This is a genomic window from Halorubrum aidingense JCM 13560 (genome assembly GCF_000336995.1).
Lineage (GTDB): Archaea > Halobacteriota > Halobacteria > Halobacteriales > Haloferacaceae > Halorubrum > Halorubrum aidingense.
Genome location: NZ_AOJI01000017.1, coordinates 394431 through 417778, shown reverse-complemented (window position 1 = coordinate 417778; position 23348 = coordinate 394431). Strand labels below are relative to the sequence as shown.

Annotated in this window: 18 protein-coding genes and 1 tRNA gene; 4 read left to right on the top strand and 15 right to left on the bottom strand. The window is 61.2% G+C overall.

Features of this window, described 5'->3' with window-relative positions:
- Positions 1-4: 4 nt before the first annotated feature.
- From C461_RS05245 to C461_RS05205, 9 genes are all read right to left on the bottom strand, one after another.
- Positions 5-3619 (bottom strand): Eco57I restriction-modification methylase domain-containing protein, encoded by a 3615-nt coding sequence (locus tag C461_RS05245; protein ID WP_080506258.1) that lies wholly within the window; start codon positions 3617-3619, stop codon positions 5-7.
- Between the two features lie 106 nt (positions 3620-3725).
- Complete coding sequence (locus C461_RS15415; RefSeq protein WP_152418334.1) at positions 3726-5024, bottom strand: HEPN domain-containing protein; 1299 nt, start codon at positions 5022-5024, stop codon at positions 3726-3728.
- 948 nt (positions 5025-5972) lie between these two features.
- Positions 5973-6602, bottom strand: a complete 630-nt coding sequence (locus tag C461_RS05235; protein ID WP_049906316.1) for a hypothetical protein — start codon at positions 6600-6602, stop codon at positions 5973-5975.
- 2 nt (positions 6603-6604) lie between these two features.
- Positions 6605-9316 (bottom strand): DUF5906 domain-containing protein, encoded by a 2712-nt coding sequence (locus C461_RS05230; protein WP_007999262.1) that lies wholly within the window; start codon positions 9314-9316, stop codon positions 6605-6607.
- Entirely contained in the window at positions 9316-10806 is a 1491-nt protein-coding gene (locus C461_RS05225; protein WP_152418333.1) for a hypothetical protein, read from the bottom strand. Before C461_RS05225 ends, C461_RS05230 begins: the two co-directional genes overlap by 1 nt.
- 893 nt (positions 10807-11699) lie before the next feature.
- The gene (locus C461_RS05220) at positions 11700-12407 is read right to left on the bottom strand and encodes a hypothetical protein (RefSeq protein ID WP_049906314.1); all 708 of its coding nucleotides are present in this window, start codon (positions 12405-12407) and stop codon (positions 11700-11702) included.
- Between the two features lie 413 nt (positions 12408-12820).
- Positions 12821-13846: a tyrosine-type recombinase/integrase gene (locus C461_RS05215; protein WP_049906313.1), complete on the bottom strand. Its 1026-nt coding sequence runs from the start codon at positions 13844-13846 to the stop codon at positions 12821-12823.
- 45 nt (positions 13847-13891) lie between these two features.
- Positions 13892-13976: transfer RNA gene (locus tag C461_RS05210), tRNA-Leu, on the bottom strand.
- A 64-nt stretch (positions 13977-14040) separates the two neighbouring features.
- The gene (locus tag C461_RS05205) at positions 14041-14739 is read right to left on the bottom strand and encodes an endonuclease III domain-containing protein (RefSeq protein WP_007999255.1); all 699 of its coding nucleotides are present in this window, start codon (positions 14737-14739) and stop codon (positions 14041-14043) included.
- 77 nt (positions 14740-14816) lie between these two features.
- Here C461_RS05205 and C461_RS05200 point away from each other — a divergent pair, with 77 nt between their 5' ends.
- Complete coding sequence (locus C461_RS05200) at positions 14817-15125, top strand: hypothetical protein (protein WP_007999254.1); 309 nt, start codon at positions 14817-14819, stop codon at positions 15123-15125.
- A gap of 73 nt (positions 15126-15198) precedes the next feature.
- A complete protein-coding gene (locus C461_RS05195; protein WP_007999253.1) occupies positions 15199-15882 on the top strand; it encodes a haloacid dehalogenase type II in 684 nt (227 codons plus the stop codon).
- 116 nt (positions 15883-15998) lie between these two features.
- On the opposite strand, the gene C461_RS05190 is transcribed toward C461_RS05195, so the two are convergent.
- From C461_RS05190 to lonB, 5 genes are all read right to left on the bottom strand, one after another.
- On the bottom strand, positions 15999-16637 hold the full coding sequence (locus C461_RS05190; RefSeq protein ID WP_007999250.1) for a fibrillarin-like rRNA/tRNA 2'-O-methyltransferase: 639 nt from the start codon (positions 16635-16637) through the stop codon (positions 15999-16001).
- Entirely contained in the window at positions 16630-17535 is a 906-nt protein-coding gene (locus tag C461_RS05185; RefSeq protein WP_007999249.1) for an NOP5/NOP56 family protein, read from the bottom strand. The genes C461_RS05190 and C461_RS05185 overlap by 8 nt, the downstream gene beginning before the upstream one ends.
- A gap of 78 nt (positions 17536-17613) precedes the next feature.
- Positions 17614-17865: a hypothetical protein gene (locus tag C461_RS05180; RefSeq protein ID WP_007999247.1), complete on the bottom strand. Its 252-nt coding sequence runs from the start codon at positions 17863-17865 to the stop codon at positions 17614-17616.
- A 156-nt stretch (positions 17866-18021) separates the two neighbouring features.
- Entirely contained in the window at positions 18022-18804 is a 783-nt protein-coding gene (locus C461_RS05175; RefSeq protein ID WP_007999246.1) for a CBS domain-containing protein, read from the bottom strand.
- 105 nt (positions 18805-18909) lie between these two features.
- Positions 18910-21153: an ATP-dependent protease LonB gene (gene lonB, locus C461_RS05170; protein WP_007999244.1), complete on the bottom strand. Its 2244-nt coding sequence runs from the start codon at positions 21151-21153 to the stop codon at positions 18910-18912.
- Positions 21154-21323: 170 nt separating this feature from the next.
- Here lonB and C461_RS05165 point away from each other — a divergent pair, with 170 nt between their 5' ends.
- A complete protein-coding gene (locus tag C461_RS05165; RefSeq protein WP_007999242.1) occupies positions 21324-21854 on the top strand; it encodes a nicotinamide-nucleotide adenylyltransferase in 531 nt (176 codons plus the stop codon).
- A gap of 113 nt (positions 21855-21967) precedes the next feature.
- Entirely contained in the window at positions 21968-22837 is an 870-nt protein-coding gene (locus C461_RS05160; RefSeq protein ID WP_007999241.1) for an SAM hydrolase/SAM-dependent halogenase family protein, read from the top strand.
- Between the two features lie 15 nt (positions 22838-22852).
- On the opposite strand, the gene C461_RS05155 is transcribed toward C461_RS05160, so the two are convergent.
- Positions 22853-23314, bottom strand: a complete 462-nt coding sequence (locus C461_RS05155; protein ID WP_007999238.1) for a DUF5793 family protein — start codon at positions 23312-23314, stop codon at positions 22853-22855.
- Positions 23315-23348: the final 34 nt, after the last annotated feature.

Sequence of the window (23348 nt, the reverse complement as noted above, 5' to 3'; positions counted from 1 at the left end):
GGGATCAGCGCTGTTTATCTCGTTCTCGGATCTTTCTTGTGAGTTGTTCTACGCTATCGTACAACGCCTCTTGGTTCTCCTCGGAGAGGTCAAGAAGCTCGAATAACGCTCCATCAAGACGCTGACGGGCTGGATCTTCAAATTCATCATAAATAGCTTCAGCATCTCGTCCCCACATATCTTCAAAGGCGGCCCGAAGTTCTCGTTTCTGACTTTCGTTTATTTTGTTGGGATCTGGAATTGGGAATTTCTCGACCTCATAGACTGCAGCTTCGACAGACCTACCACTCATCTCCCTCCCGTAGAGGATTTTCATAAGGGCGTAATAAGTCGAATTGAGAATCGCAGCAAGGGTCTTAGCATCAATTTCTGACGTGTCGTTGATTCTGATCCCGTAGAATCGCTGATCAAGATAGTATGGGCTTTCCGAATAATATGTGAGATGGGTGGTGTAGTGGGTTTTTCGCCAGAAGAGCTGTGTTTTCTCAATTTCATCTTCTAATGCATACCACGGATCTCGGCCACTTACCGTCGATCCTGTATGGATTCCTTCTTCTTCTCCGTATTCGACGTATCGCTGGAGAGCCGGATGCTCTGGATCCTCTGGAATCGTAATCACTTGAGTGTCTAAATCATCATCAGTAACTAAGGGTCGGCTTAGTGACCGAGGACTTTTCATTGTCAGGTGAAGGTATTCTTCGGGTAGATCAAAGCGATCAATCGTCTCTTGATCTGGATAAAAGAAAGCGTTATTTCCGGTTGTGGCTCCTCGGTAAACCTCTCCAATCTCTCCTAACGGTATTAGTAGATCTTGGTTCCGTTCCAAAATTTCAAAGTATATGTCTGGGGCTTGAAGGTACTGGCTCCACTTTTCGTCACCCGAATACGAACCTGCTGGCTTCGGGGCATCTCCCGACTCACCATACGATTCTAGTCCTGCCTGAGCCCCGCCCACTCCTGTTTTTTCTGAGTAAACGCTGTCGGGTGAGTTGGAGCCACCTCCATTTTCAACAACACCTCCTCCAAGTCGCCACAGACTATACTCCGGAATGGTAACGCGCCGACCGCTTTCCACCGACGTGTATGTTAGAACTTGATCTTGATACTCAATTGTAGATTTGTCTTCTCCCCCGACTAACACTTCATCCATAACGTCTGCACGGACAACGTTCTCGTAGTAGTCATTGAATGTGACAAAGGAGGCATTGCCACTTAGAGACTCTGTACCTGCAGTTCGTCGCGCCATTGCGATTACAGTATTGACATCAGCCTCATCAAAAATCGGACCTGCTCTGTTATCAAGTAGATATTGGATGTCACCAAATCTCATGAGGCCTTCTTGCAGACGTTGACCATAGTTAACGTCCAACCAGGAATTTGAAGTGATGTATGTGATAGTTCCGCCATCTCGCAGTACATCCAAACCTCTGAAGAAAAAGTAGACGTAGAGGTCGCTTCGTTTGTAAGGTGAAATTCCGAAAGTGTCCTCAACGTATTCAACTAAGTCATTTTTATATCGTTTTTTCAGTTCCTTTACATCATCACTGTCCATCTTCTCCAAAATCTCGGGGTGGATACCTTGATCAATAATCTCTTTCTGACGGACGTAGGGAGGATTCCCGATAACAATGTCAAATCCGCCCTCGACCATAACATCAGAGAAATCGATATCCCACATAAAGAAGCCCGTACCACCGGCGCTATTGATTGCATCGCGGGTTTCCTCAAGATCGGCGATTCGATTCTTGACATCCTCATTTAGGTCATCTTTAGTTTCTCCGAAGAGGGTCTCCTGTGTCCCTCCCGACGATAGTTTGTTAATTTGGTTATTGATGTGACTACGGAGTAATTCGATTTGTTTTTCTTCGATTTCCTGCGTCCGATCTGCCTCTCCTTCGAAGTGTTCGCGTTTCAGTTCTTTCAGTTCGGTAAGAAGGCTTCCAGTATCACCATTAAGCGTCCGCGTGATGGTGTCAAGAGATACGAATTTACCGTCGAGTTTCTGAATCAGGCTGTCACCAACCTTGAGCTTGAAAGAAAAGTTTGGCAGCACTGGGCGCTGGTCTGGGAGTTGCTCTTCGCCCTCAACGAGCGAAAGCCAAAGCCGGAACTCAGCAACCCGGACTGCCCAGTCCTTGATATCGACGCCGTACAAATTTTCGTTGATGATCTGCTCTTTGAGGTGGTAGTCCGGGGTCGTACCGAGCTTCCGGTACAGCTCGGTGACCACTTGCTTCATTCCCACCAGGAACGCACCGCTACCGCAGGCAGGGTCAACGATACGAAGTTCGTGGAGTATGTTCTCCAGTTGCTCTGTTTCCCCGTTGCTCTCCGCGTCCCAGTCTTGTGGCTCGCTGAAGATGAACTCAACAATCCGCTGTTTCCCTTCAGCATCGAGATCCTTTGCGTGGTCACAGAACTGCTCGTACAGTGCCATCCGGCACATCAAGTCCACCTCGACACGAGGCGTGTAGAAGATGCCAGCTTCGCCGCGTTCCTGCTCGGCAATCAGGGACTCGTAGATCTTCCCGAGCATCGCCGGATCGACGGCGACGTCGATGTCGTAGGGGCTCTCCTCGGTGACAGTGAAGTTGTACTGTTCGAGGAACTCTTCGATCACCGACCTCAGCGCAGAGTCAGATAGGAAAGTGTTGCTCTCGTCCTCTTCAGTCGGCTGGAAGAGCCCACCGTTCATGTACGGAAGTCCCGAAATCGCGGTCTCAACCTCCGAGGGGAGATCAGCATCGATCTCTCCACCTTCCGGGCTGTTCATACCCTCGAAGAACAGCGCCGAGAGCCACTTCTCGTGGAACACGTTCCCTTCGTCGGATTCTTCGTACTGCTCGTGGAACCACCGAACGAAGTCCTTCCGGTTCCCAATCCAGCCCTTCTTCTGGAGGTAATAGAAGAACATCAACCGGTTGAGCGTAGTGTGCGCGTACCGGTCGGCATCCTCGATTTCCAGTCCCTTACGACGAAGTTCCTTACTGAGCGTGTCGAAGGTGCTCTTGTAGTTCTCGTAGAAGTCCTCGGTAACTGGCTTGACTCGGAACGCCTCGTCGATGCGCTCTGCCAGCCGACCCTTGCTGGCATCCATACCCGACAGCGCATTTGCGACGGTGCGGTGGGTCTCACCTTCACCGAGCGTGTACCGACGGAGTACCGGGCGACCAGTCGTGATGTCGTCTGTACCTTCCTCATAGGGCGTGACGAGGTGCCAGATATCCTCGTCAGGCTCGTGGAATATGGTCAGGAAGGAGCCGTCGATAGCCCAGCCGCTTGTCTGATCGGATCGAGTAAGACTCTGGATAGCGTTCCGTTCCGCTGTCCGGGTCATTTTCTCTAGCTCAACGTAGATGACGCGGAAGTTTCCTGCCTCTGCAAAGAGTCGTGCATCTGTAGCCCGGGCAGAATCAGACCACTCGTGAACTCGCAGAGGGTGCCACGTCTCATCACCAAGAGGGGAAACCGTTTCACTAAAATTGAGTACTTGGACGAATAGGTCTTGGAAAAACTGTGTAGCAGCTTCATCCTGTGAACGATAGTCTCGCTTGAAATCATCAAGTGATAGCTTATCATCCAGTCGTCGCTTAATCTCAGCTCGTTGTGAGTCAGTCATGCTTTGTGAGTGGTGAAATGATTCTCTGAGGAGGCGAACTGAACGTCGATATCAAATGCTGCTTCGCCATACAACTTAAATCTCGGTATCGCTGACTGAAGCTAGGTTAATATCCTCTTTCTCTACCATCAAGGATTCGTCGTGCAATCTCTACGTCTCGCTTCTTATCCTCAATTTCTTCCTCTAATAACCGAAGCTTGTGTGACAACTCCGAACTCTCCTTGGAGGACATATCCAACCAATCTTTGATTCTGTCGGGATTCCACTCCCGGTTGACAATCATAAAGGGAATTAGATTGTACACCACACTCCGAAGGAATTCGTTATCTCGTTGTGTGATAGTTACACCGACCTTCTCGTGAACGAGTGAATTTCGCTTATTTGCAATCGCGTCGAATCTCTCTTTGAGCAATGGATATTGTCGGGGAATGATCGCCCTCGCTCGCTCGGCGACCTTATCCATCTTGTCATCTTCATTGAACTTGCATAGTGTCTCTACCGCGCGCCAGTAGTCCAAAAATGCCTGTTGACTATTTGCCTCTGTAGCACCGGATTGAAAATTCTTGAAGGCATTAATCAGCTTTTCATCAATCTCATTCGGATTGTCGAGTTGTGGAATCTGTTGGTATCGCAGTTTGAGGCGCTCCTGTCGATCAAGGTACATTTCTATGGAGTGTCTGGGTGAAATATCATCGTCAAAAAATGCACTGTGGAAGGCATCTTCTTCTCGTAGGATGTACACAAAAGGAAGTCTCAACTCTGACCATGGTCGGTTCCAAACGGTTTCCCCGTCAAACCTATTCGTGTAGCTCCAATCGAACAGACAATAAATCAGCTGCCCCAGAATCACTCCTAGGTACTGGTCGGCAATTTCAAGAATGTGTACCGGATCTCTTGCTTCATATTCCAACACCCAGTACGTGTAATCATCCGCAAAGGAATTAGGGACTTGTTCGAACTGTTTGGAGAACTCTGGGTCATTAAGTGCGGGGGAAGCAAACTTCTCTATCCATTCTTCTTTATCGACGAGTTCAAAACGGTAGTTTCCGAACCCAATAGTATCAAACGGAATTTGAGGCGAAAGGTTTAGTGGAACACCGAGTTGGTAATTCTCTAGCGATATATTTCTGATTCGGTCCGGTAACTGTTCAAACTCTTCTTCAAAAGCATCAACGGGTTCACTACGAGATAGAGACTCACTCAACAACTCACGAATTCGGTTCTCTAATTCGTCATTCGAGATGCGTAGACCTTCGGTGTCTGCAGGAAACTCGTTGGCAAAGTACTGAACGAGACCATCCAAATGACGTTGTCTCTCAGAACCGTGTGATGGCAACAGATCCCGATCTTCACCCGAAGTAAGGTGGATGGCGTCCTCAACGTATTTTTGCTTGAGGTCAGTCATTTGTTCCGGAGTTGTGTAGCGCCGTGACTTAGAATTCGTGGTAGGTAATCACTGAATTCTTGCTCTATCACTCCAGCGATCGGGTGCCGTGTTGATAGTAGTCCATGTTATGTAAGTGCGTCCGAAAACGTAGTCTCGGATTCTTCTGTCCGTCCACACTCTCGTGCCTATCCGTGTGCGTCGTTCTGTGCGGAGGTACGTACGTGCTAGCGTTCGTACTCGTATGAGTTACTTACGCGCACAACTGCACATTCGTACGGCTGAACGCCCCATAGTTCGTACACAAAAAGGAGCTTACACGCTGATTCCCCTAGAATCAGGCGAGTACACACTACTACGCCCGCCGTACAGACCGGTCATAGTTCTATTGGCATATGCCCGCGGTGGGATCATCGCATAACATAGTTACCCTCTCACTTGGGATGTCCGGCGGTGAACCGCCGCAGTAGTGTGTCAACGCGCCGTCGCCTATCTCAACACTCGTCATCTAGACCGTCCGGGGGGTCGATCAGCGCGACGCACACCACTCGGCGCGTCCCTGCATCTTAGAGGCTGGAGTGCCGCACTGGGCGCATCGAACCTCGCTCAATTCCTCGTCGTACTCTACGGGCTTTGCAGGCGTTCCTGAGTCGGTTAAGCTCATATTCAATGCTCACCGATCACTCGGGTAAACCCCTGCCGATGGCTACTAGCATTCCTGTGTACGCCTGTACGTACACGAACACGTACATACGTACGTAACTGCGCACACCCGTACGCAAGTCAGTGAGCGCGCCCGTCCGGATTGACGTCGGCTCGCACCGATGCCCGCCCGTACGCACGTACGCCTGTTCAACTCCCAGTACGTACTTCGTTCCCTCAGTATTTGCCTGGCGTTGTCGGAGAGTACAGCCCCTGAAACGCCAGGGGGAACCACAACTACAAATTTAGAGGAGGTGCGACCGGCAGTTACGCGATCGACGCACCGCTCGGCACGGGAGCACCGACCGACTCCGGGACCGGCGACGCGTACACGTCACCGGCCGACCGTCGAATACCGCCGGCGACCGCTGCATCGACGTACGTGGCGATCGTCGCCTGCCCCGCCACCCGCCTCGCACCGTCCGCGCGGGACTCACGATCCTGATCGGCCTTCGCCGCGTTCACTCGCACCGCTTCCGCAGCGCGGAGCTCGGCGACCGCAGCACTCGCGTTCTCGCCGGTGAGCGACACTTGCCGACCCGCACCCGGGTTCGACGTCGTCGCGGCTGTGCTCCCGGACCCGTCAGCCCGCACCGCCCGGGATCCCGCGTCGATACCGGGGAGCGCCTGTTGCGCCGCGTCGGTCTTCACGGGTTCGCCGGTCAGTGTAATCGAGTACTGGTCGTCTAGGTATTCGGCGAGCCACGACGTGGTTTCGTACCGACCGTCGTCGCGCTTCTCAATGAGCGACCGGGCGGCGTGCGCCTCAACCGGGTCCACTTTCCCGTCCTCGGTCCCGACGACGTCCCCCCACCGCCACGTCACACCGGGCGGCGGGAGGTCACCGAGCGACGAGTGGTTGAACCGCAGTTTCATCGCCGTTTGATGCCCCACCATACTCACTCACCCCCCGTGAGCTTGATCGGATTAGCGCTGATCACTGACCCCGACACTTTGAGACCACCGTCACCAGATTCGTACACGTCGCCGGACTTCTCCCACTTCCCGATATAGTGCTCCACGAACGACTCACTGATGTCGTGATCACCGGCAGCATTCACGATATCGCTAACCGCCACCGACCCGGAATTCGCGCGCGATTCGATGATATTCATCACGATACTTACCTTCACGTGCTGCGGTCTTTCGTCACCGTCGTTGCCATCGTCATCGATGTGGGTCATCCCGGCGAGGGGGATATCCCCTCGCCGTGCGAGCTTCTCAACGCGCGACTTGATCGTCTCTAAGCTATCCGCATCTACTTTCCCAGCAACCCGACCCGCGATCGCAGGGACCGAATCGTGCCGCTGTGCAGCCTGCACGATCGCGTTATCCAACGCCTCAGCACCACACTCATCGTCGTCGCCGTCGCTGTACTCCGGGGTATCGCCGCGCTCCGGGTCTTCCACCGCAGCATCCTGCTCCTCGTCACGATCCTCGATGCTGAACACGTCAGTCATCCCGTCGATGAGCTGCAGTTTCACGTCCGACTCGTCCTCCGCCACGATGACGTCCCGGAGCACGTACGTCTCACCCTCATCGAGCGAAATCCCGGACTGCACCTCGTACCGCAGGGATTCGTCCTCACCGACGACGACTCCCTGGTCATACAACCAAGGCGCGGGCTCATCTTCCACCGACGCGACCGTGACCTTCGTCGCGTCGTACCGCCCCGCACCTTCCGCGCGGATCTCCTTGAGCGTCTTCCCGTCGAACTCGTCACCGTCGTCGGCGTCGGCGTTCGGGTCACCGCCGTAGTGCTCCCAGTGCGCGCTCGATGGCACCCAGTGCTCTTTCGCATCGCCGGTGAACGCGATTCCATCGTACACAGTGTGCCGCTCATCATCCGGTGTGAACGACCGTGTACGGCGCTTCGATGCCGGGAGCGACGGGATTTGCCCGACAACGCTCATTATCTGCTGCATGTCACGGCCCTCATGCCCCTTCGCATCGAAGAACGCATTCGCCGTTCGTTCCAAGTCCCCCGACTCGATCGCCGACCCGTCGGCCGGTTTCAAGCAGTTCCGCGCCATGTCCTTAATCGGGTCCGCGTACGATTCGTACTGCGCAACGCGTTCCTGCCACGATTTTTCCGACGTGAAGTCACCCTCTTCGATCAACCGTTTCAACCCTTCCACGGCACGCATGAACGCGGCTTTCAGTCGCGCGTCCGCCTGCAGTTCCGCCTGTACTTCGAGTTTCGACCGGTACTGCAGTTCGAACGGATTCTCCGGGTCCGGGTTCTGCACGTAGGCACACGGGAACTCGATCGGGTACAACCGCCGACCGAGTGCCCGGTTATCCTGCGGCATCGCCGGCGGGTCGTCACTGGCGAACAGCATCGTCGCATCGTTCTTCGACTTGAACGCCGCCGTGCCTTTACCCTCCACGGAGTCCTCTTCGCCCGCAGTGTACGTTTTCAGCTTGTTGATGCTCTGTAGTTTCTTTCCGGTCAACTCAGTGTTGATGTTCGCACGCGAATCGACGACGTCCTTCCCGGCGAACCGCTCCGTCTGAATCGCGTGCATCGTCTTCACGCTGACGTTATCCCCGCCAAGCACCGACTTGATGACCTCCAGGACTTGCGACTTCCCGGACCCGCCGTCACCGAGCGCGACCATGAACGCGTCCGCAGGGTACCGCGGGTGCAACGCGTGCCCGCCAAACTCCCAAATGATGCGCCGAGCCTCGTCGGTCCGCGTGATCGTGGTGAGCCACTCATCGAGCCCTTCAACGTCCGCCGAGCCCGGGTCCCACTCAGTCTGCACGCGGTACAAGAACCGGTGCCGGTTCGGTTCCATGTCCTGCACTTCCACGGTGTCCCAGTCGATCGTGCGCGTGTCCGCGTCGTACTCGATGTCATCCACGTTGATGACACCGTTCAACACTGGGATCAGCGTGTCATCGAGGTGCCGCGCGTTCGTGCGTTCCTGCTCAACGTAATTCTTCGTCGCCAGTTGCGCGACGATGTGCCGCACCTCAGTGTCCGTCGCCACCGACCCGAGCTCCGCGCGTAGCCGCGTTTCACAGTGCTTGTACCCGTCGTCTTCCCACCCGTCGTCGGTGAGGTGCCACAAGTCGTATGTCGTTTCGTTGCACCGCTCAATGATGCTCATCCAGTCCGTCTCGTCTTCCAACGCTTTCACCGCGACGTCGCGCGCATCGGCTTTCGTCGCCGGTGACGACCCGACTGAGGCGGCCGCGTACGTGTCACGCACTGCATCCCAATCACCGTCACTGTCGCCGGCGGTCTCGTCGTCACTGTTGCTGGTGTCGATATCTAACCCGTTCCAATCGACTTCGTCACCGTCGTCGTCGGGTGTGACGACCGCGTCGTCACCGCCGTCCGGGTGCTTCCGACCGAAGTGGATTTTCGCACCGTGCTCACTATCAATCGTCGCCCCGCACACTACGCATTCGAACGTTCCTTCCGAATGCCCGGTGAGTGCGTCTAACCCGCGTTCCCGCGCGACGACGTCGCCGTCATCATTCACAACTTCCTCACGCCCCTCGTCGATGCCGTCACGGAGCGTGTCCATGTCCACCGCCGACTCGATCTCGTCGTCGTCCGCGTCGTCGTTGACAGGATCGTCCGCGTCGTCCCCCTCCATCACTCGTCACCCCCGTTAATCACTTCCATCGAGCACAGTTTTTCGAGGGCGTATTCTCTCTCAATCCCGCGGTAATCGTCGCTCACTAACGCTTTACCCGGCGTCGCATCCTCGACGTCCTCGACCGTGTACACCTCTTGACTCGTGTTACTCCTCAACTCATCACCAACCTCTAACTCGCCGATCTGTTTACTAACTCCTTCCATGCCTGTCGCTCCTCCAACGTCGATTTCGACTGTTACAGGATCTCGCATCGCGTGGAACCGCTCGATCTCAACTGTATCCGCGTCCATGTCCCAGCGCAGCGTCGTCCCCCAGTGATGGCCCGATCCGATCTCTACCAGGCGACCGTCCTGTGACACGTGCACGTTTTTATCGTACCAGTCTGCCACCCGGGACATCTCCCGCGCGTCGTCTAGCCGATCGTCGTCTCTCACCGTGACGTGTGAGTCAGGCATAACATCGTGCGATACCTCCGCGTCCGACGCGGTTTCGACTACCTCCAAGTCCTCGATGTGCTCGTACCGTGGGGTCTCCCACTCTGCACCCAGAACCGCCGTCCCGCTCACATGGATCGACTTAACTAACCACTCGCCTGCGTCATCGTCGTCTCGCACCGTCACGATGTCACCGAGACGCACCTCCTCATCGTCACGCGCATCGCTCCCGCCGTCCGTCACGAGCTCACCGCCCGAGTCGCCGTCGTTGACAGGATCGTCGGCGTCGTCGTCGGTGCCGAACGGCGCTTCGCCGCGCGCTTCCCAGATGGCTACAACCGTTGAGATGCCGAACAGCGCACCGACTGACTCACCGCACGCCGTGCACGTTGCTGCCGGTCCCTCTTCCACGCGAGGGCACGGTTCACGAGCGCCGGCGACAGGGTAGTGATCCGTTTCGAGGTCCGCGGTTTCGAGGAGGTCGGCACCGCACGTGCACGCCGGGACGTCGCTCCCGCCGTCCGCCACGAGCCTCTCACCGTCGTCGTCATCGTCGTCACCCGGCCAGTCCGGAACGCTGTGCGGGAGTGTCGTGTCTTCCGCTTTCTCAACTACATTCAGATCCGAGACCGGTTCGTACCGCGGCTTTTGCCACGCGGACCACAGTCGCGCCTCGCCGCCCGCGTCGATGTTCTTCACCTTCCACGGACCCGGATCTGCGGATCGGTCTTCGTCACGTACGGTGACGACGTCACCTACTTCGACGTCGTGTCCGCCGTCCGCCACGAGCTCACGCTCTTGCTGCTGGTCGTCAGTTCCGATGCCGAGCGCTTCCCGCCCGCGGTCGCTGCGAGCGTACGCCGGCTTATCCGAGCACAACGGGACTGTCACGTCGATCCCGCCTGCACGCTCGTCGATGTGCAAGTGCAGCAGGCGATTGTCCCCGCTGGTGAAGTGGTGTACTGCGTCGATTGTTTGACCGTTCAATTCCACTGTGACAGGCTTCCGTGTGAAGCCCGGCGTTTTATCAGGATTTGCGTCGTTTGTTCGCATGGGTGGGAGCACACCCACGGGCTGACGCGTCTCAGCGCGTCGCCCACACGCTTTCTGCGAGGGACGATTGCCCGTGAGTGCTTACTTCATCCTACCCCCCCGTCACGTATAAAATCTTGTCCTGATCTCGGTTTAATATCAGATCTGTTTAGCATCTACCAGATTCAAGTGTCTAGGAAAAACGTTAGAATGGGGCATCTTACCCAAGGTTTTAACACAGACTGTGAATCTGTCTACCAGATTCGTGTCACGAGCAAAACGCACCCGGGGAGTATATAAACCACGGCGCGTCAGACACCGCCCCGGAACCGTGTTTTGGAGAAAACATTTCATCGGCACACCCACCCCGGAGGCGACGCGCCGCGCCGCACACCCAACAACCACCACACTGGCCCCGCCAACCGCACCCGCACACACGCCTCGGATCGATGAACCCCTTCCCGCGGTGAGCGCACAGTCTGATTGGATCGATACACTCACCCGGACAGTCGGTGTCCACCCCGTCCAAGGGCCCCTCTCAACCCCTGGACGGCCTTACAGTACGTTTCGAAGCTTCTACGTACAGTTTACAGGGGGCGTCCAAGCGTCCAATGGTTTTGCTGTAATAGAGCTAAGAAATGCTGAAAACTTCTGTTAGGTGTAAAGGTAGTAGTAATAAAGTAATTAGGTAGTTTTTGGGGGTATAGTAATAGAATGAGCGGCTAACCCTTGGACAGCTTGGACACCCCTCATAATCAATCGGTACAACGCCGCTCCCTTCCGCTAAGGCCGTCCAAGGGTTTGAGACCCCCCTTGGACACTCGGTCGGCAGTCGCGCTGGTGCGGGTGCGGGTGCCCGTGTCGGTGCTTGTCGGCGTGGATTGACAACATCGCCGCGCCCGCCACCACGGTTGTCACTCGATCCGGTACAGTTCACGTCGTTCGAGCGCGTTGTCGATCGTTTTCCTGGTACAATCGAGGTCTTCGGCGGCGTCTGTTTTGCTCATACGGTCGTCGGCGACTTGCTGTAGTGTCCAGCACACGGCGTCGTAATCGTCGTCTGGTGCGAGTCGCCCGCCATTCGACGTGCATCCTAAGGGTGGTCGCCCGCCGCCCCATTCGATCCCGGCTAACAGCGCGTCGGCGTGCTCGGCGGTGCCTGTCATCACGTCTAACGCGCGTTTGAGTGCCGGCGGGAAAGACTCGCGTCCAGGCTTTACATGTATCGTGAGTCTATGGTGCGCGTCGATCACTGCGACGTCGTGGTCTGCGACGAGTGACGCGATCGCGTCAGTGTCGATGCGTGCGAGGCTGTCGATGATGAGCGCTGGGACGTGCCCGTCCACGGTGTCGTCTGCAGCTCTACGCATTGCTGCGCGTGCTGGGTCGTTTGGGCCTTGCCTGTCTCGCGTGGTCGCGTCGCTCGTGCGTACGTACAGGCGTGTACCGGTGTCGGCGTCTTCGGCGACGGTCGATGCTCGCTCCTCGGTGAATTCGTGCAGGGTGCGCAGTGTGTCTGCGTCTGGGCCTGCCGGGTTGTTGTCCAGGAGTGTACAGATCGTGTCGATGCTGCGGTCGCGGTCTGTGGGGGTGGTGCCTCGTGCGAGGATTGTCGTTCCCATTGTACTTGATGCTCGCCGGAGTGCTCGGAAATACCTGTCACGTAATTACACGTCGTGTTCCTCGTGTGCGTGGTTACTGGTGCGTCGTAACCCCGATCGGCACGCACGGTACGACCGCGCTCGAAAAACTTTTTCGTGGCGTCTCAACGCGTAATCCGGGGTATTTCCGCGGGTATTTACTCGTGATCTCGTCCAAAGATGACCCTTGGTGTAACAGCATTTAGCTGGGGAGAAAGTATCAGTCGCCTCGGGTGGGCTTGACCGCCGGGGCGCGGTCACCGCCCGTGGGTGTGCAACGACAACTACAAATTTTAGAGGGGGTGTCCGGAACTTTACAGCGGAAATACACACTCGATATTCAGGATCTTACAGGGGGTGTTTCCGGAATCCCCTCCCTGACGTCGGACTACATTTTAGATATCTCGGAGCGCCCGTCTGCGGTCCTCTACCGGGACCTGATCGTATTTCATCGTCGTTTTTGCGCTCTTGTGCCGGAGCTGGTCTTTCGCCGCTTTGAGGTCTCTCTCTGCAGTTACATAGGTGCCTGTACTGTGTCTTATGCTATACCATGTCAATTTTCGCCCACCTGAATCGATACCGGCGTCGTCGCATAGCTTTCGCAACAACCGCGCGAGAGACCGACTGTCGTACGGTGTCGCCTGCCGCGTCAACCAGAGTTCGTCGCGTCCCTCGTATTTCTCGATCGTTTTTCGCTCCTCTAGCCAGTGCTTGAGTACCGTCGCCGTCCGACCTGTGAGACTAACCCTCCAATTGTCTTCGTTCTTCGATGAGTCTTCCTTTGGTATCCTCAACATCTGGTTGACAACATCGCACCACTCAGTCGTGGCGCGCGCGACTTCCACGGGTCGGAGGGCCGCATCGAGGCTTACACACACGATCGCTGCTACTTTCCACCCGTCGTCGTCTGACTCTAGCGCCTGCTCGCGCACTAGGCGTCGCTCTCGCCGGGTCAGATAATCCCTCGGAGCATCGTCCCCTCCTGAACGGAAAAGCTGCTGATGGTCCCACTGCTCCGTGTGTGACGTGTTCGCCACCCACCTCATATATCGCATGAGGGCTTCCTCTGTCTTCCCCTTCGTGGAGTTCGAAATCTCTCGGAAAACGACGACGTCGTCGATGTAATTCTCAGCGTGCTCCGGTGTCGGCGGGATTGTATATCGACCCTCTTCACCCCACACCCACCGGTCGAACCGCGCGGTCTTGTACGCTGTTTCGTACACCGTATAATCGCTATATCCTTCGCGTTTCTTGGGGTGTTTGCCCTGCTCTCGGAGCCATTCGATGAATCTTCGGCGGTGCTCAACATAATCGACCAGTTGCTTTTCGTTGAGGTGTTCGTGGTTCGCTGATGGAACCAAATTGATGCTGCGTCCGTCGTCGATTTGAATCGAGTAGCGTTCGTTTTGCTTGGCGGTCATGACTGTGTGCGCAAGCAAAACCACAGGACGTGAGCGCGATCGTAGTGCGCGGGACCGGATTTGAACCGGCGGACCCCTACGGGATAGCGTCCTAAGCGCTACGCCTTTGGCCTGGCTCGGCAACCCGCGCGCGACTGGGGGTAGACGCAACCGAGTCAAGAACCTAACGGACCGCCGACGGCGACGCGCGTTTATCAGCAGTACTCGCAGTCGCAGTACGTCGCACACACCGGGTTGTCGCAGTCGGCGCCGCGCGCCGAGCAGTGCTCGCGGCCGTGCCTGATCAGGAGCACGTGTAACGGGTAGATCAACTCGTCGGGGACGATCTCGTCGAGCCGGTTGTGTGCGGCCTGGTTCGACGCCGACGCCGGCACCAACCCAAACCGCTTCGAGACGCGCTCGACGTGGGTGTCGACGGCCATCGTGGGCTTCCCGAAGTGGAAGTTCAACACGACGCTGGCGGTCTTCGGCCCGACGCCCTTGATGTCGGTCAGCCACGCTTTGGCCGCGTCCGTCGCCATCGCGTCGAGGAACGCCAGCGAGTACGCCCCGCCAGTCTCCTCGCGGATCGCGGCCAGCGCCCGCTGGATCCGGGCGGCCTTCTGGTCCGCCAGCCCGGCGACCCGGATCGTCTCGGCCAGCTCGTCGTGGTCGGCCGCCTCGATCGCCGCGAAGTCGTCGTACCGGTCGAACAGCGCGGCGGCCGCACGGCTCGTGTTCGCGTCGGCGACGTTCTGTGAGAGGATCGTCGTCACGAGTTGGCGGACGCCCTCGCCGGGCTCCGCCGTCGGGTCCGCGCCGTGCTCGGCGACGCGGTCCACCGGCTCGTACAGCGACACCAGATCGTCGTGGAGCGCGCGAACGCGTGTCTCGGTCCACGCTTGCGTCGGCATACCCGCGATACGGACGGCGCGGACTTGAGCCCCGCGGCCGCGCGGAGTTTATATACCGGAGTGTGCTACGGCGGGGTATGTATCGAGCGAGCGATCGCGTCGACAACGCCGCGTGGATCGACCGGCTCGACGACGCGTGCGCGGCGCTCGACCTCGACGAGGAGGCGCTCTCGACGGCGACGGACCTGTTTTTGTCGCGTGTCCCCGACGCCGAGCAGGGGAAACGCGTCACCGCCGCCGCGAGCCTCTACGCCGCCGCGCTGATCCGCGGCCAAGAGCGGTCGCAGTCCGCCGTCGCCGACGCGATGGACGTCTCCCGGCTCTCCGTCCAGAAGCGCTGGAAGCCCATCCTCGAAGACGCCGGCTTCTCGCCGCCCACGTGGTGACACAGGCCACCGTGTGGTGACTGCCCCGGGCAGCCGCCGGAGTCTTATCACGGTGCCGCCCCTCGCCCCGGACATGACGCTCGACGCCGACCGGGTCTCGACGGTGACGTTCGACTCGTACAGCACGCTCGTGGACGTGGACGCCGCCGAGCGCGCGCTCGCGGAGCGGGTCGACGACCCGGAGCCGGTCTCGAAGCTCTGGCGGGCGCGCTCGCTCGAGTACACGTTCGTCGCGAACGCGATCGACGCCTACCAGCCCTTTTACGAAATGAACCGCGACGCGCTCCAGTACGCTCTGGACGCACACGGGATCGACCTCGACCCGGCGGAGCGGGACGCGATCCTCGCCGTCTACCACGAACTCGACGTGTTCGACGACGTCCGCGAGGGGATCGAGCGCCTGCGCGACGGCGGCTACGACTGCTACGTGGTCTCGAACGGGAACCCGGAGATGCTCGACTCGATGATCGACCACGCCGACATCGGCGACTGCATCGAGGACGCGATCAGCGCCGACGAGGTGCAGACGTTCAAACCGGCCGCCGAGATCTACCGGCACGCCGCCGCCCGGACGGGGACGCCGATCGACGAGATCGTCCACGTGACGGCCGGCTGGTTCGACGTGATGGGCGCACAACACGCCGGGATGCAGGCCGCGTGGGTCGACCGCAAGGCGACACCGTGGGAGCCGTTCGGGACGACGCCGGACGCCACCGTCGAGACGTTCTTCGACCTCGCGGAGCTGCTCGACGTCTGAGAACGGTTGCAGACTTCGGGTCCGTGGATCCGTGATCTGTCGGGCCTGTGGGTCTGTCGGGCCTGTCGGTCTGTCGGGCCTGCGGGTCTGTCGGGCCCGCGGACCCGACTACCCCGCTACCGCGGCGTCGCGACGACGCCGAGGTGGTCCTCGTGGTACCGGTCCAGCCGCTGGGTCTCCAGAATCTCGTAGGTCTCGCGCAGCCGGTCGAGCGCGCGCTCGAACACGTCCGCGGGGGCCGCGGTCACGTCCTCGCTGCGCGCTTTGATCGCGAGCACCAGTCGCCCGTCGTCGGCGAGGAACTGTCGGTTCCGGACCGCCACCTCGGCCTGTCCGCGGGTGGCGACGTCTTGGACAATGGCGTCGACGCCGGACTCGACGACGTGCGCGTAGCTCCGCGGCTTGCGCGCGTCCTTTAAAAGGGGAAAGAGCCGATCACGCGGCTCCGCGGCGTCGACGAGGTCACGGGCGGGTCGCGGCGCGAACTCCACCGCGTAGGTCGGACCGGCGAAGTCGGCGACGTGACTGACCGTCGTCCCGCTCGCGGCGCCGAGGTACAACACCGTCTCGCCGCCCGCGAAGCCGGTGTCGACTCCGAGTTCGAACATCCCGCCGAGCTTCGAGCGCTCCGGGTCCCACGCGCGCCACCCGTCGGCCGTCGGCTCGCCGTACACCGCGGGCCCGCGCGTCGCCAGCCGCGTCTCGCCGCCTATCTCGCGGCGCTCGACGCCGTCGGGGAGGGCGGGGTCACTCATCGTCGCCCTCCGCGTCGGTGTCCGAATCGCGGTCCGGCTCTGCGCGCGCCCGGATCGTCGCCATCCGCTCGCGGAGTTCGTCGTGGAGGGGTGCCCGGCGCTCGCCCGAGTAGTGGTCCACGCGAGCCGCGAGCGTCAGCTTGCCAGCGAGCGCCCGCGAGGCCGACCCGCGGTCCTCGGGACGGGTGTTCCGGACGTAGTCGTGGGTGTAGATGATCCCGTGTTTCGGCGACGGGGCGCGCCCGGAGAGGTGCGCGAACAGCGCGTCCTCCGCGCCGAGCACCTGCACCGTTCCCGAGGGCTTCTTCGCGAGCGACTCCAACCCACCGGCCAGCGCGATCAGCCTCGCCGCCAACTCCGGGCCGGCCATCTCCGCGAGGTTCGGCGCGACCGCGGGGGCCAGTCGATCGATCGTCTCGGCGAGCGCGTCGCGCTCGTCGGCGAGGTCGGCGACGCGCGCCGCGAGCGACACGGCTCGTCGTTCGAGTTCGCCCTCGGGCTCTCGTTCGGCCACAGCACGGGCGCCGTCGATCCCCGGCTCGGCGTCGTCGAAGAGGCTCCCCGCCCACTCGGCCGCGCGCTCGGCCAATTCGTTGGCGGTGCGCTCGCAGTCGTCCATCGCCCGCACCGCGTGGACGAGCTGTTGGTCGTCGGCGCGCTCGCGCTCCCGGACCGTCTCGCGGGTCGCGTCGAGCGCCGCGTCGTGGAGTCGGTCGTAGTAGTCGTCGGTCGTCTCGGCGAAGCCGGCGTCGACGGCGAGCCGGGGCCAGTCGCGCGGCTCGTCGGCCGAGCCGGTCGCGATCCGCTCGCGGGTCCGGGCACTGTCGCCGTCGCCCGCTGCGGGGAGGCCGACGAACCAGCCCGCGTCCGGGGCCGCATCGGCGTCGGTGTCGGTCATTAGCGAGCGCTACTCGGTCTGGTGGTATAGGCGTTCCCGAAACGGCCGCGACGTGGGCGCGGTGCCCTCCCGGGCGAGCTACTCGGCGGCCGTCGCGTCGCCGGCCTCGTCGTCCTCGCCGTCCGTTCCCTTGTCGCCGGAGCGGAGGGCGGCGAAGACGCCGTCGGGGCTGTTTCGCACCTCGGCGATCGTCGCACCGGCGAGCCCGCCCAGCGCGCCGCCGGTACTCGCGGCGTTCCGGCTGATCAATCCGCCGACTGCGGCGCCGACGGCCGCGCCGATCGCGGCGCACTTCGCTCGGGACATCGCGTTCTTGATGCGTGCTTTCATACCTGTTACTTCTCTGTGAACTCACAAAAATCTGTCGTCGATGCGGGGACGGAAGTGTTGGGCTATCGTCGGCGAGGCTCGACGGTGGTTCGAGCCACATTGTGCCGCCGCCGACGGGACGCTAGCCGCCCGGCCCGTCGCGCAGTCTGGGAACGCTTACTGTAGTCGCTTCGTCGTCTCCACGAGCGGGTGACGCGCGTAGTCGACGATCTCGATATCGGTGATGTCGTGGAGGCCTTCTTTCTCGGCGGTCTTGGCCATCCCGAGGTCGACGGGCGTGTTCGGAACGATCACGTACGCGTCCATCGTCTCGATCCCCGACTCGTGAGCGGCCATGACGCGGTGGTGACCGTCGGCGAGATGGAGCGTGCCGCCGTTGTCGATGACGACGAGCGGCTCCGCGAGCCCGCGCTCTAACTCGTACTGTCTCCCCTCTAGCTCGTCGGCGTACACCCGCGCTTGCGTCGGCGTGAGGTCGGTGAGCCGCACCTCGCGGCGCTCCTCGGTGAGCGAGACGCCGTGGATCTGTTCGAGGGTCCGCATCAGCTTGCCGACCTTGCTCGGCGTCGCGCGCTCGATCTGCGACCGGACGACGTCGGTGTTCGAGATGATCCCCACGAGGTTGTCCGCGTCGTCGACAACCGGGAGCCGCTGGATCCCGGACCGGAGGATGACGCGTGCGGCGTCGGTCACCTTCATGTCGGGGTGCGCGACGATGAGGTCGGTGGACATCACCGTGAAGACGGGCGCGTCGTCGTCGGCGAGCAGCAGGTCGCCCGCCGAGACGAACCCCTCGACGCGGCGCCCCTGCGTGACGGGAAACCCGTTGTGGCCGTCGCTCTCGACCATGCGTTCCGACACCGCTCTGACCGTGTCGTCGGGACTGACGGTCTCGACGTCGCGGGTCATGTACTCGCCGACGGTCGGTTTCCCGCTCATCATCGGTGCGTGTTGGCGCCGCCCTCACAAAAAGGGGCCGGCGCAGTGGAACACTTCGAAAACGGACGCGATCGGTTCAGAACAGATACGGCCGGGTGGTCCGGCCTACTGCGGGCTCGGACTGGAGGGACCGGAGACGCTCCCTTCCTTGAGCGCCGAGCCGGTGATCGACTTGAGCCGGGCGACGAGCGAGTCCTTCTCGGCTTCGCCCTCCAGGGCGATGTCGAGGACCTCGCTGATGTGGCTCACGGGGATGATCTCGATCATCTCCTTGTACTCGTCTTCGATCATCACGTCCTGCTCATTGGCCTGCGGAATGATGACCCGAGTGCAGCCGGCCTTCGCGGCCGCCTCGATCTTGTGGGTCACGCCGCCGACGGGGAGCACGTCGCCGCGCACCGACAGCGAGCCCGTCATCGCGAGGCTCTGGTCGACGCCGACGTCCTCTAACGCACTTATGACGGCGGTCGCGACCGTGATGGACGCGGAGTCGCCGTCGACGCCCTGCTGGCCCGCCTGCACGAACTGGATGTGGATGTCCATCTCCGAGATGTTCTCGTCAGAGAACTTCTTGATGATCGCGGAGACGTTCGAGACCGACTCTTGAGCCATCTCCTTCAGCTGCCCGGTGGCGATGACCTCGCCCGGCCCCTGCGAGGGCGCGACCTCGGCCATCACCGGGAGCATGATCCCGGAGTCCTCGCCCATCACGGCGAGACCGTTGACGCGGCCGACGACGTACCCTTCGGAGACCTGCAGCTCGTAGTCCTTCCGGCGCTCGATGAAGTCGTCGGCGAGCTGCTGTTCGATGGAGCGCGAGCGCCCCTTCGCGGACAGCACGTGCTCGCGGGTGGTCAACTCGGCGTTCTCGCCGCGGGCGATGTCGCCGGCGACCCGCACGAGCCCGCCGAGGTTCCGGAACAGGAGGGTGAGGTGACCCTTCCGGCCGGAGCGGCGCTTGGCCTCGAGGATGACCTCCTCGATGGCGTCGGCCGAGAACTCCGGCAGCCGGCCGTCCTTCGCGACCTCCTGGGCGATGAACCGGACGTACTTCCGGCGCATCTCCGGGGTGTCCTCGATGGTGTCCTCCATGTACACCTCGTACCCGTACCCCTTGATACGGCTCCGAAGCGCCGGGTGCATGTTCTCCATCGCGTCCAGGTTCCCCGCCGCGATCATGACGAAGTCGGTGGGGACGGGCTCGGTCTGGACCATCGCGCCCGAGGAGCGCTCGGACTGGCCCGTGATCGCGAACTCGCCCTCCTGGATCGCCGTCATGAGGTGCTGTTGAGAGCGGATGTCGAGCGTGTTGATTTCGTCGATGAACAGCACGCCCTTGTTCGCTTTGTGGATGGCGCCCGCCTCGACGCGGTCGTGGCTGGGCGTCTCCATCCCGCCGGACTGGAACGGGTCGTGACGAACGTCGCCGAGCAGCGCGCCGGCGTGTGCGCCGGTCGCGTCGCGGAACGGCGCGGTCTTCGTGTCGCCGTTGTTCACGAGCAGGTTCGGGATCATCGCGTCCGACCCGCGGTTCAGGTAGCGGAAGACGAGGTAGACGACCCCGGCCGCGATGATGCCGACGAGGATCTGGCCGACGATGATGAGCGCGTAGCCCAACACGACGGCGATGATGATCCACATCAACAGCGACCGCATCTGGTTGCGCTTGCGCGCCTCTTCGCGGTGGGCGTCGACGATCTGGTCGCCCTTCCCGGCGGGTACCGTCCGGACCTTCGGCTTGTTACCGTCTTCCGGGTTGTGATAGACCAAGACGTCCTGTAGCTCCTCTTTCGGGAGGAGCTCGGACATCGCCTTCGCCAGCATCGACTTCCCCGTCCCCGGCGAGCCGATCATCATGACGTGGCGGCGCTGTTTGGCCGCCTTGATGATCACGTCGCGGGCGTGCTCTTGGCCGATCACCTGATCGACGAGGCGGTCGGGGATCTCGAGCTCGGCGGTCGTGTCGATCTTGAGGCCGCCGAGGAGGTCGTCCTCGTCGGGGTCCTCGTCGATCTCGGCGCCCTCGACTTCGACCGTGCTGCCGAGGTCGTCGATACCGCCTTCGTCTATCGGTTCGGAGACACCCTCGGGGGTGACGCCGTTCGCTTCTCCGGTATTCGTCCCGGCGTCGTCCGGGTCGGGGGCGTCGTCGATGACGACCCCGTCGTCCCACTCCGCATCCGCGTCCGTGTCGCCGTCGGCGGATGGGTCGGACGAACCGCTCTCGCGGTCGTCCTGCGCGGGGGCGTCCTCGCCGTTCCCCGCCGGATCCGAGGCTCCGGCGCCGGTCTCGTCCGGTCGCTCGGCGTCCTCGGTTGGCGGGTCGTTCGCGTCCTTTTCGTTACTCATAGAATCGGGTATCGCTATGAAAAAGGAAGGGTCGGCTACTGATATACTTTCTCCCCGCGGCCGTTCGTTAGGGTATTCAATAAACGCGAGACTGCGGGCCCATACCGCTCGAAATCGGCGGACAGGGGTTCCCACGGGGTTTATAAACGAGGCTCTCGCTACGTGGATCCATGCGCGGGTTCTACATCGGGCGGTACCAGCCGTTTCACGACGGCCACCGACACATGGTCGAAGAGATCGCGGCGGAGGTCGACGAGCTGGTCTTAGGGATCGGCTCCGCCGGCGACTCACACACCACTCGGAACCCGTTTACGGCCGGCGAGCGCGTGATGATGGTGACGAAGGCCGTCGAGGATCTCGACGTCACCACGTACGTCGTCCCGATCGAAGACCTCGATCGCAACTCCGTCTGGGTGAGCCACGTTCAGAGCATGACGCCGCGATTCGACGTGGCGTACTCGAACAACCCGCTCGTCGTCCGACTCTTCGAGGAGGCCGGCGTCGAGGTGCAGGGCTCACCGATGTTCCGCCGCGACGTGCTCGAAGGGACGGAGCTCCGCGAGCGCATGATCCACGGCCACAACTGGGAAGAGCTCGTCCCCGAGACCGTGGTCCGCGTCATCGAGGAGGTCGACGGCGTCGAGCGCATCCGCCGAATCGCCGAGACCGACACCAACGGCAAGTCGCCGATGGACGCCTAGGCGTCGAGGACCCCGAGTCGACAATAGACCCCGAGTCGCCGACGGGCGCCCAGTCCGCCCGGACCGCCGTCGCGGCTCACTGTTTTTAAGCGGACGCCGGATCGAGTGGAGCCATGATCACGCTCGCGTCCGACTTCGGCTCCCCGTACCCCGCCGCGATGAAGGGCGTCGTCCGTCGACACACCGACGCCGAGATCGTCGATATCGCACACGACCTGCCGCGCGGCGATCCGCGCGCGGCCGCCTTCTGGCTCCGGTTCGTTCTCCCCGAGTTCCCGCCCGCCGTCCACTGCGCCGTCGTCGACCCCGGCGTCGGCACGGACCGCGACGCGCTCGTCGTCCGCGCCGGCTCGCACGTGCTCGTCGCTCCCGACAACGGCCTCGCGCTGCCGCCCGCCCGGGCGCTGGCCGACGCGGAAGGGTCGCCTGACGCGGAGGAGTCGTCCGATGGCGCCGCCCCGCCCGACGTGGAGGTGTTCGTCGTCGACGTCGACGAACCGGCGAGCGCGACGTTCCACGGTCGCGACGTGTTCGCGCCGGTCGCGGCTCGGATCCGCGCGTCGCTCGACGGCGGGCCGGCCGCGTCGACGCCCGTGGAGGTGGCCGACGCGCTCGCGGCGATGGACGACCTCTCGCCTGCGACCGACCCCGTCGACCTCGTGCTCCCCGACCCCGTCGTCGAACGCGACGCCGACGGGGATCCCGTGGCCGTCGACGGCGAGGTGCTCGTCGTCGACCGGTTCGGCAACGTCGTGACGAACGTCCCGGGCGACCTGATCCGCGGGCGCGACTGGATCCGAGTCAACGGCGACCTCACGCCCGTCGCCGAGACGTTCGGCGACGTCGAACAGGGCGACCAGCTCGTCACCGTCGGGAGCCACGGCTACGTCGAGTGCGACGTGAACGACGGGCGCGGCGACGGCGTGTTCGGTCTCTACCCCGGCGACGAGGTGCGACTCGTCGCCGACAACGTGAGTTTATAAATGGCCGACGCCCGGTCAGAGCTCGACGCCGGACGGGATCAGGCTCTCGTTGCGGAGGAGGTTCCCCTCGTGGTCGTACACGAGGAACGTCCCCTTGTCGTAGGCGACGAGCCGATCGCCGTCGACGTCGATCTCGACGCGGTAGCGGGCGTCCTCGTCGCCGGCCGAGTCCCGAGCGGCGCGGATAAAGGGGAGCACGTCGGTGGCCGTCTCGTTGAGTTCGAGGATGAAGTCGCCGGTGAGACGGTTCGTGACCCCGACTACGCCCTCCGCATCGTCGGCCGACGAGAGGGGCTCTCGCAGCCGGAACGCCACGTCGACGTCGGCGGCGTCGAGGAGGTCGCCGTCGGTCGCCGAGAGCCGGTCGCGCAGTAACCCCTCGGGCCCGTGGAAGTCGATACGGACGAGGGGGGTTTTCGGGCCGTCGACGTCGTCGTCGACGCCCTCGACGGTCAGATCGAAGTAGTCACGCCGCATTTCCTATCTCGTCTTTCGCGGTCGTCCCGTATCA